The sequence below is a fragment of the Terriglobus roseus genome (assembly GCF_900102185.1).
In the GTDB taxonomy this organism is placed as follows: domain Bacteria; phylum Acidobacteriota; class Terriglobia; order Terriglobales; family Acidobacteriaceae; genus Terriglobus; species Terriglobus roseus_A.
In genome coordinates this window covers 1,456,946-1,473,589 of the sequence record NZ_LT629690.1, presented here as the reverse complement: position 1 = coordinate 1,473,589, position 16,644 = coordinate 1,456,946, and the positions used below count along the sequence as shown (strand labels likewise).

Annotated in this window: 9 protein-coding genes; 3 read left to right on the top strand and 6 right to left on the bottom strand. The window is 54.7% G+C overall.

Going from position 1 to position 16,644, the window contains the following annotated elements:
- Positions 1-112 precede the first annotated feature (112 nt).
- Complete coding sequence (locus BLT38_RS06250; protein ID WP_083344405.1) at positions 113-2,017, bottom strand: FG-GAP-like repeat-containing protein; 1,905 nt, start codon at positions 2,015-2,017, stop codon at positions 113-115.
- A 72-nt stretch (positions 2,018-2,089) separates the two neighbouring features.
- The gene (locus BLT38_RS06245; RefSeq protein ID WP_156785033.1) at positions 2,090-3,979 is read right to left on the bottom strand and encodes a PQQ-binding-like beta-propeller repeat protein; all 1,890 of its coding nucleotides are present in this window, start codon (positions 3,977-3,979) and stop codon (positions 2,090-2,092) included.
- A gap of 595 nt (positions 3,980-4,574) precedes the next feature.
- Here BLT38_RS06245 and BLT38_RS06235 point away from each other — a divergent pair.
- A complete protein-coding gene (locus BLT38_RS06235; RefSeq protein ID WP_083344402.1) occupies positions 4,575-5,480 on the top strand; it encodes a sugar phosphate isomerase/epimerase family protein in 906 nt (301 codons plus the stop codon).
- 76 nt (positions 5,481-5,556) lie between these two features.
- On the opposite strand, the gene BLT38_RS06230 is transcribed toward BLT38_RS06235, so the two are convergent.
- On the bottom strand, positions 5,557-7,707 hold the full coding sequence (locus tag BLT38_RS06230) for a PD40 domain-containing protein (protein WP_172838166.1): 2,151 nt from the start codon (positions 7,705-7,707) through the stop codon (positions 5,557-5,559).
- A gap of 237 nt (positions 7,708-7,944) precedes the next feature.
- On the opposite strand from BLT38_RS06230, the gene BLT38_RS06225 reads away from it, so the two are divergent.
- Positions 7,945-11,412: a carboxypeptidase regulatory-like domain-containing protein gene (locus tag BLT38_RS06225; RefSeq protein ID WP_083344400.1), complete on the top strand. Its 3,468-nt coding sequence runs from the start codon at positions 7,945-7,947 to the stop codon at positions 11,410-11,412.
- A 65-nt stretch (positions 11,413-11,477) separates the two neighbouring features.
- Positions 11,478-12,572, top strand: coding sequence for a tyrosine-protein phosphatase (locus BLT38_RS06220; RefSeq protein WP_083344399.1), 1,095 nt, complete (start codon positions 11,478-11,480; stop codon positions 12,570-12,572).
- Positions 12,573-12,632: 60 nt separating this feature from the next.
- Here the strand turns inward: BLT38_RS06220 and BLT38_RS06215 are convergent, their stop codons facing one another.
- Genes BLT38_RS06215 through BLT38_RS06205 form a run of 3 tightly spaced genes read right to left on the bottom strand, consistent with a single transcriptional unit; the run spans position 12,633 to position 16,639 of the window.
- Positions 12,633-13,682 carry a hypothetical protein gene (locus BLT38_RS06215; protein WP_083344398.1) on the bottom strand — a complete coding sequence of 350 codons (1,050 nt, stop codon included), beginning with the start codon at positions 13,680-13,682 and terminating at the stop codon, positions 12,633-12,635.
- On the bottom strand, positions 13,679-15,085 hold the full coding sequence (locus tag BLT38_RS06210) for a c-type cytochrome domain-containing protein (RefSeq protein ID WP_083344397.1): 1,407 nt from the start codon (positions 15,083-15,085) through the stop codon (positions 13,679-13,681). Before BLT38_RS06210 ends, BLT38_RS06215 begins: the two co-directional genes overlap by 4 nt.
- A gap of 6 nt (positions 15,086-15,091) precedes the next feature.
- Entirely contained in the window at positions 15,092-16,639 is a 1,548-nt protein-coding gene (locus BLT38_RS06205) for a DUF1501 domain-containing protein (protein ID WP_083344396.1), read from the bottom strand.
- Positions 16,640-16,644 lie beyond the last annotated feature (5 nt).

Genomic DNA, 16,644 nt, shown 5'->3' with positions numbered 1-16,644 from the left:
GAGGAAATTGGTGTCGTTACATTACTTCAAAGGAGGTAATGTAACGACGAAAATAAACTGCGCGTTGTCTCATCCCTCTGCCCGCCATGACTTTGCTGGCGTTTACCGTTATCTATTTTTCCTTTGTACGACCCGATCGTTTGGGTCGGGTATTCCAGTAAATTTCTGTTCCAAAACGCGTCGACGTTACGATATCCAATGCACCGTCGCGATTCAGGTCAACGGCGAGTACATCTGATCCCACGCCACTGTGCGTATCAATAAGCTCAGGAACCAGCTTCGCGCCGCCGGGTGCCTTCGCATCGCGCACCGTCTTGTACCAATAGAGAACTGGAGCATCTCGTGGATCAGGATCAAGGTTCGTATCCAGATGCGAAAAGTATCTTTTCCCAACAATGAAATCGGTAAGACCGTCTCCGTCTACATCCCCAAAACCAGATCCGTGCAGTTCGGAGAAGGTCACATTCCCTGCATTTGCAGTTGTGAAATCATCCATCACCATGTGTTCGACAAAAGTAATGTTTCCGTTTTCACGCTTCTGCTCGTACCAGGCAAGTCCCCAGCCGTGAGAATTTAGTGACGTAACAATGTCATTCAGTCCATCACCGTTCACGTCGTAGACAGCCATCACGCTGCCTCCCATCATGCCGCGACCATACTTTGCAAAAGCTTGCGGATGATAAGTCCAGGTAACATTTGCAGCGTTCTGTGCAGGCTGCTCCCACCATCCAAACGGATCGATGATGTCCATGCGACCATCGCCGTTTACATCTCCCACGCCAATGCCATGTGAAGCGCCATATCCCTTCTCAGAGATGTTATGAATCGTCCAGGGCTTTGTAGGATCGGAAGCATCGGGTTTCAGATAACGAACGTATCCTTCGCCGGAACACACCAGCTCTGGCTTGCCATCACCATCAACATCGCGCAGAACCGCAATCTCGCTTTGTACGGCTGAGCCAACTGTGTACTTATCCCAGCGGCGATTCTCTCCTTTGGGATTGATATAGAGCTGGATGCCGGGGCCATTACCAAACATCACCGTCAGCACATCGGGCCATCCATCGCCGTTGAAGTCTGCAGCAAACTCCATTGTCGAATCAGTAGCAAATTCTGTCGTGGGATTTGAGCTAAGAGCCAGCCATATTTCACGCGATGTTTTGTAATCAGGACCGTAATAGATGTAAGGTCCGGAAACAATGTCCAGCACGCCATCGTGGTTGAAGTCAGCAGCGGCCGTACCCCACGAGTAATAGAAATCGTTGAGCTTCTGCTTGCGGAAACCATCGCCGACCTTCTCAGCGTCGCGAACCTTACGATTCAAATCCTTTAGTGCCAGCTTCCGAAAACTAATCTGGCTTCCACTGCCGACATACAACCCAATGCGTCCGTAGCCCTCTTCTGAGATCGCACCTTCCTGATGCCCATCATTCAGAAAAGATCGAACAGTATTCGCATCAAAGAAACTCTCAACACGATTCCAATCGCCGACTTTTAATGACGTATCAGGAGCATGCAAAGGCAACACAACAGTATTCGCATTCCTCGGTCGAGGTGCAACCGCTGCCTGTGGCTTCGCTGGAGGAGGTGTAACCCGCTGCAGCAAGCCACCGCGAGCTAACAAGTCCCTTCGAACGATCTTGCCATCGCGATCAATGGACACAGCAAATGTCGGAAGCGAGCTTCCGCTGAAGGAAACAAGAACACCTTTCAATCCACCATCAGGAGTCGGCTCTGCACGCAACAGAAATCCTGCATCGCAAGGATTGCCACAACGGAATTCACCATAAAATGCAACATCCTGATAAGACTTGTCCGAAAGGAGCCATGCCCCATTCGCGCCCCCATGCCCGACAATGCTATCGCCCTCTGGCTGCCACGATCCGCTCCCTTTCGATGACCACGCATGCAATGTGTTGCTCTGATACCGAATATCTGGCTGAAAGGACTGCGCTTCGACGTTCAACGTGAAACATACAGTACTAAGGAATAGCAAGAAAGTGGCGAGATGCTTCATAAGAAGTTACTCCAGAAATCAGCGTTGCTTATTGCTAAGTTTGCCTGCTACCTGAATGAACTAGTCAGCGAGTTATGGAAGAGCATAGGCATAGATAGTTGGATGAGCCGGTGTGGCACCATTGCCACCACCTGCAACGACTACGACATACTGTTTCTTATTTGCACCCTGATAGGAAATTGGAACAGTGAACCCGTTTGAGTTCAGAGTTGTCTCCCATACTTTCTTACCGTTGTGAGCGTCAAAGGCACGGAATTTCTGATCCTCTGTTGCGGCGATAAAAACAAGGCCACCTGCTGTTGCGATTGGTCCACCGGTATTTGTCCTACCAGTCGTTGGAATCCCCATTGCATCAAGTTCCGGGTATGATCCCAAAGGAATACGCCACGCTATCTCACCCGTGCTCACATTCACGGCACTCAACTCACCCCACGGCGGTGCCTGGCAAGGCCACGGTCCTACTTGAAACAGGTCTTTGACACCAGCTGGCGGATGATCTGGGCCGACACGACTATATGTCCCGTCTTTTTCCTTCACCAACTTGCTCAGCATGCCTTCACTCTTGGAATTCACAAAGAGCAAACCAAGTTTCGGATCGAACGCAGTTCCGCCCCAATTTCCCCCACCCGTCCATCCCGGAAACACGATACGCAACTTGGGGCCATACTCGGCATATGGGCCTCCCATCAGGACACCGCCCTCCAAGCCAAGCAAGTCTTTGCAAGCCTTATCGTGCTCTGGAGTCAGCTTTGCCATCTCAGCATCTGTGCCTTCGAAATGATTCAGACTCAATGCCGCGGGCTTAACCGGAAATGGCTGGGTCGGAGAAGGCTTATCACCCGGTGGCACATTATCTGCGGGCACGGGCCTTTCCTCAACATCAAAGATCGGCTTGCCCGTTTTGCGATCAAGGATAAAGAGCAAACTCTGCTTTGTGCTCTGCGCCACGGCCTCAATCTTCTTTCCGTTGCGATGAACATCTAACAGAACAGGCGCAGCCGTAATGTCATAGTCCCAGTTATCGTGATGCGTTGTCTGATAAAACCATTTCAACTTTCCGGTCGCCACATCCAGAGCAACAAGCGACGAACCATACAGATTCGTCCCTTTACGATCACCACCATAGAAGTCGGTCGTAGGTGTTCCCAGCGGAATGAAAATCGTGCTGGTCTGCGCGTCCACCGTCATCAGCCCCCATACATTCAACCCGGAGCGATCCTTCCATTGATCTTCCTGCCATACCTCATGGTTCGCTTCACCAGGACGCGGCAGCGTGTGGAATGTCCAAACCAGTTTGCCCGTTCGTACGTCCCATGCGCGGACGTCACCACTCGGCCCTTTGCTGGGCATCTCCTGTAACTGGCATCCAGTAATGACAAGATTCTTGAAGATCGCAGGCGGAGATGAGATGCCATAGTGTGCATTCGGATATTTATCCGCAACACCAACTCGCACATTCAAAGCACCATCGTCACCAAATGCCTTCACCGCCTCACCGGTCTTCGCATCAAGTGCAAACAACTTCCCGTTGGAGGTTCCAATAAAGATGCGAGGACCATCACTTCCCTCACCGGGCCAGTACGAGATTCCTCTCGACGCCGGATTGGCTGGCAGCGTGTGATCCCAGATCACAGTTCCATCCGTGGCATGCAGTGCAACGACATGAGAGAACGGAGTGGAAAAATACATCACGTCGCCAACCACCAGCGGTGTCGTTTTCGATGTGCGAACAATTCTTCTTCCACTTGCTGTCGTCACAGTGGATGTCGTCACGGGCGCAGTCATATCAAAGCTCCAGGCAAGCTTCAACGAACCCACATTCGCCACATTGATTTGCTTCAGTGGCGAAAAACGCATGCTGGATGTGTCGTGACCATACATAGGCCAATCCGTACCCTTCTGACCACTCATCGGTGAAACCAGAGCCAGAACGGAGAAGAAGAACAAATACTTATTAAACACAGAGCCCCTTGTTGCGTATTATGCAATGTAAGTTGCTTAATGAGAGTGAACAAGTGTATAAATCTCCGTGTTCAGGAAAGTCAAGCACGTACGCAATCCTTTCCATTGGGTTTCATCAGAAGTGAGCTTTGAATGCATCCAGCAACAAGTTCCCTCCAATCAGATCGAAGGAAATATAACTGGCAGGCGCACAGTAGGGTAGGCTTCTGGGCGTGGCTGTGGGCCGCCTTTCTCCTGGTCATCACCCTGTGTATCAGCACCTATGCGCAATCTCAGGCGCCTCAGACTGCTTCGTCCGATCTCCCACCAGGTGAAGGAAAGGCTGTTGTTCAACGCGCCTGCACCACGTGCCACACATCGGGAACGATCTCTCGCAAGCGTGCCACTGCCGCAGAATGGTCAGCCACAGTAGATGAAATGGTGAATCGAGGTGCGGAACTGAGCGATGAAGAGATCGTCACAGTCGGTCGTTATCTTGCAGCCAGCTTCCCTGCAACACCCAATCCGAACACGACGACCACACCAACCGTTCATTAAAAATCAGATCCAATAGTATTCACGCCGGCCACAATGCCGACGGTACGGGAGAAACAGCATGGAGTTAAACCGCCGCACGTTCTGCAAATCAGCCGTGCTTACTGCCAGCCTTGCAGCACTTAACCCAGATTCCCTCTTCGCATCACCTCGCAAACGCAACATCGTTGTAGGACACACAGCGATCACGTGGTCCAACAAAGATGTCGCCACAGCAATCGCTGATATTGGTGGCGAAGGCTTTTATGGATTCGAAACATTCGGCGAAGTACTGGAACGTTGGGAGCAGCAGCCAGGCGGCTTGGGTGCCGTGCTGAAGGCTCATTCTCTGCCATTAATCTCTGCGTACTGTGCCCTGAACCTGACCGATGCTTCAGCAAGAAAAGAAGAGATTGCCAAGGCCGTACGCTGGGCAAGCATCGTTAAGAAGTACGGCGGACGCGTTGCCGTCATCGGGCCCAATGCAGTGGATCGGAAGACGTATGACTTCTCTCAGCACAAGTCGACCATCGTGGCCTCGCTCAATGAAATCTGCCAGGCCGTAACCGACATCGGAATCACCGCCGCGCTGCATCAGCACACCGGGACCTGCGTGGAATCGAAGGACGAAACTTACGAAATTCTCCATTCCGTGAACACCAAATATGTTCGCTTCGGTCCCGATATTGGCCAACTCACAAAGGGTTGCTCCGACGCAACCGTAGTCGTCCGCGACTTCCTTCCCATCATCGAACACATGCACCTGAAGGATTGGAACGGCAAGGACGATCACTTCGCCGGTTACTGCCCGCTAGGACAGGGCAAGGTCAACGTACCAGCAGTGCTGGATCTAATGGCAGGCCGAAAACTGAAGGGCATGATCATGGTAGAACTCGACTACGACGGCAAAGAGTCGTTCGTTCCCCTGAAGCTGGTGCAGGAAAGCAAGCACTACCTGCAGTCGCAAGGAGTCAACTTTCGAAGCTAATACCTTGACAGTACCTTTGGACATGTCCAGAGCAGTGCTAATTGCAACGTTAGCCGACATCAATGAGTGTGGCAGTTTATGGCTGTGCTGACAATTGCGTCGTGAACACGGTGGAGTTGTGTCGGAGGAAGCGGGTCGCCAGCAGGCGGCTGCCATCCTGTGCTACATCAAACCCTGGAGTAACTATCGGGAGACTCTCACCCGATGCGGGAATGCGCCACATCGTGCGCTGCGATTTGTCGGTCGGGTCAATGCGTTCGATACGAACGTACGGTTCATTAGGCTTGGCAACAGCGACGTAAATGCCCTCGCGCGTGACAACAAGACTGTTCGTGAAAACGGGCCTTGCATCAATGCTTAGCATCGCCTCGGTTGTGCCATCGAACAGATTAAGGCGGCAAAGCCGAAGTGAATCAAGATAGTCGATGTAGTAGAGCCATTTACCGTCCGGAGAGGCTGCAAAGTTGGAAACAACCTGCGTGAAAAGTGGCTCGGCAGGACGCTTTCCGTCGGCGGCGATGCGCCATAGACGCGGAGTTCCATCTTCGTTAGAAGAGAAGAAGATGTATGTGCCGTCATTGCTAAACACGGGGTTGAAGTTGCGACTGCGTCCGTTCGTTAGTTTTCTTACCTCACCACTCTTCGCGTTCACAACATAGATGTTCGTCGCGCCGTTCTCGCGAAAGCCGAGGGTGATCTGGTCTCCACTCGGCGACCAATGGGGTGTAAACAGGAAGCCTTCTCCTGAAAAATGCGTTAATTGCTCCGGCGCTTTGTCCCCGCGACGGAAGCGCCAAAGCTGTTCCGCTCCAGAACGAGTGCTAATGAACGCGATGGTGTTTCCGTCCGGCGAATAAGCAGGGGCTTCGTCGATCTCGTTGCCGGGAAACAGTGGAGCAGGAGTCGCATTGCCGTGATGTTCGACAAACTCCATTGCCAGATCGACATGCCGAAAGGCGAGAACGTCCTGACTTAGCGCGACAGGTTCAACTGCTACGAAACCATCCGGGGAAACGGGCGTTGGAGTTCCCCCCGTAATTGGAATTTTGTAGATGCTGAAGACATCGTTTTGCGTGCGGTCTGATGCGAACAGGATGTTTTTACTATCGGTTGTGAACGCTATGCCGCGAACACCACGATTATCCGCAGTCAATTGGCGTATCTCGCTCGCGCTTTCCCCGTTCAGCCGCAACACGTATAGATCGCCCAGCCCACCGCGATGAAAAGCAACGTATTTGCCGTCTGGCGAGAACTTTCCCTCCAGATCACCGGCAGAGCGTATAGGCGGAGAGGTGAGAAGAATGCGTGCCTCATCCGCAATCCTCAACAGCAGCAATCGCGACGGCACGTTCGGGGAAACCTGGTTGGAAGTCAGGAGATATTTGCCATCCGGCGACCAGTCAAGGACTGGATGGTACAGACTCACACCGAGGTTGGCCGTGAAAGGCCCTGTCACAGTCTCGTCACCTGTTGCCGTCCCAACGCGCACAATGACAAAACGCACGTCGTCGGGGCTTCGTATCAATGCGATCTGCTGGCCATCCGGTGACCATGCTGGCCGATATTCATTTCCCACACCATGAGTCAAACGCCGTGGAGCACGCCCTGGCCCAAATTCCATGACGTACACAGATGTCCGGTTATGCCCATCGGCCTGAACAAAGGCCACGCTCTTTTGGTCTGGCGACCACGCCACATCCACTGCGTCAGGAGGCAGGAGATCGACAGGGCGGAGCGATTGAGGACTGGTGACTGTACTGGTTGGATGGCTCTTATCGCCTCGCTTGATTATGAGGAACGCGACGAATGCGATCACGAGAGCGAGGGATGAGAAAAGCGCAATCCATCGAAGATGCGAAGCACGTGGTGTGGAACGGACTTCCACTGGAAGAGTTGGAATTGCCTGGGTAACTGGTATTACAACGGGTTCAGATCGTATTGGAGATTCAGCGATCTCCTCTTCAATCTCGCGAGCTATCCCCAGAGGTTTCGGTTCACTCTCCGGCTGCAACAGCGGTGAATGCGCCCCATGTGCCCACAGAAATTGTGGCACGTAGCTCCCCTTGGGTAACTCGATCAGAATGGGATCGCCACGTCCGGTTGTTCGGTAGTAGTGAGCCAGCTTTTCGCGGACGCGTCGGGCATGGACACGGACAATTGGATCCACCTTCGGGTCATAGCTGGCTTCGCGTAGAAAGACCTCCATCGCGATGGAAGTCTCCTTCAAACTCCAATTCTCCCCATGGATCTTCGAAGTCACGCAATAGGAGAGGAACTGTGAAGAGCGCGCCGCATTGGCAAAAACATTCGACCGCAGAATGCGGTCCAACTGTGCCAGGATTTCCTGATTTTGCGGCATGCCATTCAAGGTTAGTTACCGTCTGTTAATCAGAGTTGAACAGCGTAACCCTCTTTTACCCGCGTTACGGCGATTTCCTACCTGTGGCCAAGGCAACCTTGGCGCATGATCTTCCAGCGAAATTCCCTGCTCCTTCGCGGTCCTGTCCTCAGTGCAGCGTTTCTGGCATTCGTCCCGGGAGCCGTGGCGCAGAGCATCGCGATCAGCGGCCACGTCACAGATGCCTCCGGTGCGCCAATCCGCGACGCCAATGTAGACGTCACCAGCGCCGCAACAAATGCCGTCGTCAGCGTTCATACCAACGGTGAGGGCTACTTCCTGTTGCCGCCGCTGAACGCCGGTAAGTACACCCTGCGTGCAACGGCGCCAACCTTCGCACCCTACACCGTCAGTGATCTAACGCTCGAAGTGGGATCTTCACGCAGCGTTGACATTTCTCTCAAGGCTGCCAGCGAAGCACAATCTGTGGAAGTCACCGCGACGGCCCCTGAACTGGTTACGGATCACCCAGATCGCGGCAACGTGATCGAAAGCCAGTTCGTGCAGAACACGCCGCTCAACGTACGTAATCCATTGCAGCTGGTGAATTTCGCGCAGGGCGTCACGGCTTACAATTCACAGTCCGGTAACAACGAACAGAGCCAGGCATACACGAACACCTTCCGCATCAACGGTGCGAAGTTAGCCACGACGGAAAGCCTGCTCGACGGCGCGGCCAACACCACCACCTACGATTACAACGCTGCAGCGGCCGTTCCGCAGGTAGATTCCATCCAGGAATTCAAGGTGCTGACAACCGCCTACGCTCCGGAATGGGGTCGCACCAGCGGCGGAATCGTCACATTCGCCACGCGTTCCGGTTCCAACCAATTCCATGGCAGCGTATTCGAATACCTCCGCAATAGCTTGCTCGACGCAAACGGCTACAACGCAAACGCAGCGGGTACCGCAAAGCCACATTTCCAACGCAATCAGTTCGGCTACGCGCTGGGCGGTCCCATCATCCTGCCCCACCTGTACAACGGACGCGAGCGTACCTTCTTCTTCTCCACCTTTGAAGGCCTTCGTCAGAGCCAGGCTGGATCGTACCTCGGCACCGTTCCCACAGCATTGGAAAGAAAAGGCGACTTCTCCCAGACGACGGACTCAAACGGAACGCTGATCACGATGTATGACCCGCGGACCACGCGCCTTGATCCGACTGCGCCAGCAGGCACCACGCGCTACATCCGTACTCCGTTCGCTGGGAACGTCATCCCGCAGAACTACCTGAACGCAACCGGTCTCGCCATCCTGGGAAATTATCCGCTGCCCAACCGCGCCGGTCAGGGTTACAGCAGCACCAACAACTTCTTCTCCAATGCGACGACCTCTAGCAATCAAAACAACGTCAATCTGCGAGTCGATCACCGCATCTCGGATCGTCACAGCATCTATGGCCGCTTCAACTGGTTCCAGCGCAACAACAACTATCCCGATCCCTTTGGAAACCATTTCAGCCCTGAGCCGGGAAACCAACGCCTGCCTGGCTACAACATGATGCTGGATCACATGTTCATTCTGAATTCGCGACTGGTGTTTGAACACCACATCCTCTACGCGCATCAGGAATCGAATCGCGTGCCTGCTTCACTCGGATTTGATCCGGGCACCCTCGGCTTCAACAGCAACGTGACTGCTGGACTAACCTCCACAACCTTTCCAACAGTCACCGCAACGCGCATCAGCTCCATGGGTGCCACCGGCGGTCTGGAAAAGGACTACGGCACCACATGGCAATATGCAGCATCGCTCACGCAGCTGTTGGGCCGTCACTCACTCAAGTACGGCTTTGACTTCCGCCACTTCTCCGTTGGCCTGAACATCGCACAGCTTGTCACAGTAACGGCCGCAGGCAATTACACGGGTGGACCGAATCCGCAGGCAGCAGTGGGAACCTCAGGTAGCGGCGCTGCAGATCTTCTGCTCGGAGCGGCTACAGTCAGCAGCGGCTATGCTCCTTCCTTCGTTGCCAGCCATCCATACTTCGCAGGATTCGCGCAAGATGAATTCCACATCACTCCCGCGCTCACGCTGACCTACGGTCTGCGTTACAACCTTGAGCTACCGGATCTCGAAGCAAAGAACCAGTACGTCTATCTCGATCTGACCAGCGCATCACCACTGAACAATCAGGTGAGCTCTCTGGGCACGCTGACCGGCGGTCCGGGATTCACTGGCACAAATGGAAACGGTCGCCGCCTGCAAAACACACAGCACTTTAACTTCGATCCGCGCGTTGGCTTTGCCTATCGTGCAGGCGAACGGACAGTGGTACGTGGCGGCTTCGGTATCTTCCATGCACCTCCAGTGGATCTGGCGAACTCCAGCATTGGCTACGCCGCTGTAACGACGTCGAATCCAACACTTGCTGATGGCGTAACGCCGCAATTCAACCTGACCAATCCCTTCCCGAATGGCCTCACGCAGCCCAGTGGCAACTCGCTGGGACTGAACACTAACCTGGGCCAAAACATCACCGGCTCAGAACGTCAGCAGCACATCAGCTACTACGAACAGTGGTCGCTGGACGTACAGCGTCAGTTGCCAGGCAACCTTGTCCTCACAGCTGGCTATGCCGCCAACAACGGTCTGCACCTCTACCAGCCGGTGAACTTCAACCAACTCTCCGATAGCAATCTGTCGCTTGGTTCAAATCTGCTGGCCACGGTTGCGAATCCCTTCTACGGCGTTATCACGGATAAGACCTCCATCCTCAGCCAGGCAACGGTGCAGCGTGGACAGTTGCTTCGTCCGCATCCGCAATTCTTGAACATGACAGCCACCACTGGCGTGGGCGCCTCCAACTACAACGCATTCCAGGTTTCGCTGGAGCGCCGCTTCTCACAGGGCTTCTCGCTGCTGGCTGCATACACCTTCAGCAAGATGTTCGACAACGTGGGAGATTACTTCACAACGGCACAGTTCCAGGACAACAACTGCCCCTCGTGCGACCGCTCGATCTCGTCGCAGGACCTCACCCATGTACTGCGCATCAGCGGCCAGTATGAATTGCCGATGGGACACGGAAAGCCTTTCCTGTCGCACGGTGTCATGAGCCAGGTGCTGGGCGGCTTCACGGTCGGTAGCTTCTACACCTTCGATAGCGGCCTGCCAGTGACGGTGTCGTCGCCAAACTTCTGCAACTGCTTTGGTGGCGGTACATCGATGCGTCCGACAGTAACTGGTATCTCCACCGCAGTACCGGGTGGACGAAAGATGACTAACGGCAGCCTGTACTTCAATCCGACAGCATTCACCACAACCGCTCCGTACACCTTCGGCAACGCGCCACGTTATCTCGCAGGTGTACGCGCGCCGGGAACGAACAACTTCGACATGCTCGCGTCGCGCCGCTTCCAGTTACACGATGCCATGGCGCTCGACTTCAAGGTTGAGTTCTTCAACGCCTTCAACCGTGTTCAGTTTGCCGGACCGAACACCAGCATCGCGTCCACAAGCTTTGGCCAGATCTTCCTCACACAGTCGAATCTGCCTCGCGAAATCCAGGCAAGCCTCCGCTTCAACTTCTAGAACTCACAAGTACAAAACAGGCGACGTTGCGGCCATCCGCAACGCCGCCAGAAAGAGAATCCTCCATGCAATTTCGTAATCTTTATGCGCTACTTCTTGCTTCCGCCGTCACCAGCGCTGCACACGCCGATGTCATCAATCTGAAGTGCGTTCAAACAGGCGCGGACGAATATAAGTTGTCCTACACTCTCACAGGCAACACAAAGTCCGTTGCGATTCTCGCAGGCACTGAGGCAAACAAAGTGCCCGCATCCGCTCCGTTGCGCAGCACATCAGAAAACACAATTACGCTGCACGCAGGCAAACCGCACGAGCGCATGTATTTCTACCTGAAGGCAAACACCGGCGAAGTGAGAGAAGTCTCCATTCGCCACCTTCCGTTGGATGGTACGCCGAACTTCCGCGATATTGGGGGCTACAAGACGACGGACGGCCGGACAGTGCGTTGGGGCTTGCTCTATCGTTCAGGTGTACTGACGTATCTCACGCCGGAAGACTACAAGTATCTTTCCGCTCTCGACATCCGTGTTGTGTGCGACTTCCGCACGAAGGAAGAAGCGCAGGCCGCAGCAGAAACATGGATTCCAGGAAGCTCAGTAGAGCAGATCAGCCTTCCCATTGGAGCCAGGCCGCAAGAACCCGGTAAAGAACCCTCTGTACGCCAGGCATTCGATCCGAATGCCACACCGGAACAGTTGCGCAAGGCAATGACTTCCACTTACGGCAACTTCGCATTCCACTCTGCAGAACAGTACGCGACAGTCTTTCAGCAATTGAAAAACGATCACCTGCCGCTGCTGTATCACTGCACGGGCGGTAAAGACCGCACCGGCGTCTTCAGCGCATTCGTGCTTCTGATGCTGGGAGTACCGGAAGAGACAGTGTTGGCAGACTACGCTCTTACCAACGAATACGTGGGCAAGAACAGTGCGGACATGAAGAAGATGATGGCAGCGAGCGGACCAAGCACTCAGAACTCCATGAAGAACCTGACGCCTGAGCAGCAAAAAGTCATGATCGCCGCCGATCCGGAGTATCTAAAGTCAACTCTTCGTCAGATCGATGAAAAGTACGGCAGCTTCGACAACTACCGCCGCACAGCTCTGCACGTCTCAGATGTTGACGTCGCGCAGTTGCGGGAGCGTCTAACCGAACAATAGACGTGAAACGAGCGCGTCAGGAGAAACCGAAGGAGGTTCTCCCGGCGCGCTCTTCGCCATTCATGCAGTCATACGTTCCAACTTTGAAACGCGGCCGGTCTTGTTCCAGTCGGAGATATAGATGTTGCCGGATGAATCTATAAGACAGCCGTGCGCGGCGCTGAAAAGCGCGGGTGCGACGGATGCAGGGTTCAGATCGTATTTTGCCCACATCGTGCGATCCGGATTATCACCGAGAAATGCCACGATGGCGTTGTCTTTATCGAGGATCGTGACACGGCCCTCAAGTTCGGAGACAACTGCATGTTCACCATAGAAGCTCACCTGACAAGGGCGACGCATGTGCAAGGCAATGTTGCGGACGAATTTTCCATCGAAGTCCATGTGTACAAGCCTGCGGTTCTCGCGATCACAGACGAGCAGTAACGGCTGGTCATATCGCGTGTCGACGGCAAGCCCATGACTGCACTGGAACATACCGTCTGCGTTTCCTTTGCCCGCGTATGCCGCTTTGTAGTTGCCGTTCTTGTCGAAACGAAACAGGCGCGAGTCGCCGTATCCGTTTGCGATCCAGAGATCTCCATCGGGCGCGGGCACCGCTGCAGTCAGGCGCCATGCATTCGGTGCTGCAAAGCCCGCCTCCTGCGGCGCTGTGATCTTTCTCAATACCGTGCCGTCCGGTTTGACAGTGAGATAGAGCCAGTTCGCTTCTGGCGTCCCTTTCTGCACTGTCACATGAAAGCGTTCTCCGTCGGAGTCCTGTTGATGCACCATGGAATGCACTTCAGGGTAGTCCTTGAGAATGCTGCGTAGCAGCTTGCCATCAGCCGAGTATACGAGGACACCTGTGTTGCTTTGCGTGGCGACGTAGATGTTGCCTGCAACGTCGGTAGCAATCGCGCCGTGTGTACCACCGTAGATGGTTCCAGCAGGCAGCGTGCCCCAGTTGTTCACGGTGCGGTATACCCATTCTCCGTTGCCGGTGATTGCGGTTGTCGGCGAAGCCGCCTGTGCGTGTGCTGTCTGTGGCTGACTCAATCTGTTGGCGACGACTACCGAGGCCGAACCGGCCAGGAAGCTCCGACGTGTCCACTTGGATGCACTGCTCATGATGTCTTCCTCACTTCTGCTGCTTGAGTCAAAGGCTGTGCGGGTGTGTTGAAGAGATAGATATGCTGCAGACTGGGCAGCGCTTTCAATCGCGAGGCGCCTTCGCTTGTAATCTTCGTCCCACTCAGGTTGAGATAGCTCAAGTGCTTCAACGCTGCAAGCTCCTCAAGGCCGCTTCCGGTAACATTTGTGTTGTCCAGATGAATCGCGCGCAGGTGTGTAAATTTGGCGAGCGTTGTAAAACTCGCGTCTGTAACGGCGGTTCTCGCAAGATCGACCTCGACGATGTACGGAGCGTATTTCTCGAACTGCGTGAGTTGCGCATCGCCAAAGCTCGCCGCAACATCGAGCGTGTTGAGTATCAAGCCGTCAGACGGCTTTGCGGAAACAGTGAGTAGCTTTGCTCCGGGAGCAATCTTCATGCGATCAATCTCAGGCTGTAACGCGCTGTAGTCCCCCACCGGCTCAAGCGGAATGTCACGCTGTTCTCGAATCGAGATGCCTGCAAGATTTGTAGCTGCGGGGGATGCGCCTTGCTGAATCCATGCCCTGATCCATGCAATCTCCTCCTGGCTGAGTGGTGGTTTCCCCTCCGCTGGCATGAACTGTTTGTGGCCTTCCGGAAGTGTCACCCGCTTGAGCAGTAAACTATCGTCCGGCTTGTTTGGCACGATTACCGGGCCGTCTTTGCCGCCCACCATGAGTGCCTCGAAGGTATCCATGCGTAAGCCGCCCTTCACCTGGCCGTCACCATGACAGGACAAACACTTATTGTCCCAAATCGGATCAATGTGCTGCACGTAAAACGAATCGCTCTTTGCCTTCGAACTACCAAGGGAGACGATTGTTTTGATCGGGCGTGGCGCGTACACGGTCAGGTAATTGCTGCCATGCGTGAGTGAGCCGCCCTGGTGTGCGGCCCACATCATCACGATCAGTGTGCTCACCAGCAACGCAGGGTAAACCTTATCTGCAGCAGACGCTGACCATAAGGGTCGCGTCAGCAAACACAGCATGGTGCATACCGTGAGCAGGATGCCTCCCCACATGTGGCGCGTGACCCCAGGACCAGCTGCGCCACTCCCAAAGGCAAGCAGATAGCCCAGCATCACCGATGCGATGCAGCCCACGAATGCCAGGCCGAGAACAAAACCTGCGGCCTCGCGCAACGCGGGCTTTCGCCTACCACCAAGTTCAAGCAACGGCACCAGCAGTATGAGCGTTACCGGAAGATGTACCGCAAGAGGATGAAAGCGTCCAAGGAACTGCTGCCAGTCAGCGTGCGGCTGGCCGTTCAACCGAACGATCCATGGCAGACTAAGCAGTAACAGCGACAGCACAATTGCTGCTATCCATCGTCTGCGAGCGGTCTTGTCCTTCCAAAGAATTTTGTTAGCGGACACGCGCCCTCATGCCAGAAGACCTTTCACCACGTTTGCGGGAGTGGTCCCCGTCAGCTTCTGGTCGAGCCCCTGGAACTTGTACGTCAGCTTGTTGTGATCAATGCCAAGGCAATGAAGGATCGTCGCATTGAAATCGCGCACCGGCACTGGATCTTTCACAACGTTGTAGCTGTAATCGTCTGTCTCTCCGTAAGAGATACCGGGACGTACGCCACCGCCAGTCATCCACGTGGTGAAACAGCGCGGATGGTGATCACGGCCGTAGTTCTCGCGTGACAGGCCGCCCTGGCTGTACACCGTGCGGCCGAACTCACCACCCCAAATCACCAGCGTGTCGTCCAGCAATCCACGTTGTTTCAGATCGGTCACCAGCGCATAGCAGGCGCGATCCACTTCACCGCACAGCTGCGGCAGCATACCCACCACGTTGCCGTGAACATCCCAACCGCGCTTGTAGACCTGTGTGAAGCGCACTCCACGCTCCGCCATACGCCGCGCCATAAGGCAGTTGTATGCGAACGTGCCTGGTTCCTTTGCTTCTTCGCCGTACAAGTCCCACGTCGTCTGTGGCTCCTTGCTCAGGTCGGCCAGCTCCGGCACGGACGTCTGCATACGGTACGCCATCTCATATTGCGCAATTCGCGAGTTCGTCTCTGGATCGCCAACCTCTTCGTATGTCTCACGGTTGATCTGATTCACAGCATCCAGCATTTGGCGGCGCGTCGTGCTGTCCACACCATCAGGATTGTTGATGTACAAGACCGGGTCACCTGCGGAGCGCAGACCCACGCCCGCGTACTCCGATGAAAGAAACCCGCTGCTCCACAAGCGTGACGATACCGGCTGATTATTCTCTTTGGGATTCAGCTTGGTCTGAAGCACCAGGAAAGTCGGCAGATTATCGTTCATGCTGCCAAGCCCATAAGCCAGCCATGCACCCAAACATGGTTTACCCGCGTTCATGTTGCCCGTGTTCATCAGCATGATTGCGGGTTCATGATTGATGGCGTCCGTGTTGGTTGACTTGATGATCGTGAGGTCATCTACAAGCTTGCTGGTGTACGGCAACAGATCGCTGACATACGTGCCCGTTTGACCGTAGCGTTTGAAGTCCCAATGAGAGGGTGCAACGGGGAAACGCGCCTGGCCCGCGGTCATGCCGGTCACCTGCTGCGCTCCACGAACAGAATCAGGAATGTCCTTGTCGTACTGCGCAGCAAGATTCGGCTTGTAATCCCACAAGTCGAGCTGTGGCGGCCCACCAGACATGAACAGATAGATCGCGCGCTTGGCCTTCGGTGCGAAATGCGGCAGCTTCAGTTCGTCGGGACCGGGTGCGCCTGCTGGTGTTTTCGGACTAGACGCATGCGTCTGCAACAAACGGTCACCGGCGAGGCTCGCCATTGCCGCCCATCCCATCACCTTACCCGCACGACCCAGGAAATGACGGCGTGTCTGCAGCGATGCCCACTCTCGTCGGACCTCCGCTGGCAGCGCAAGGCGCGAGACATCAAGTTCGTGTTCGTTATCCGTGCAGAGAGGATGTTGTTTCATTTTCC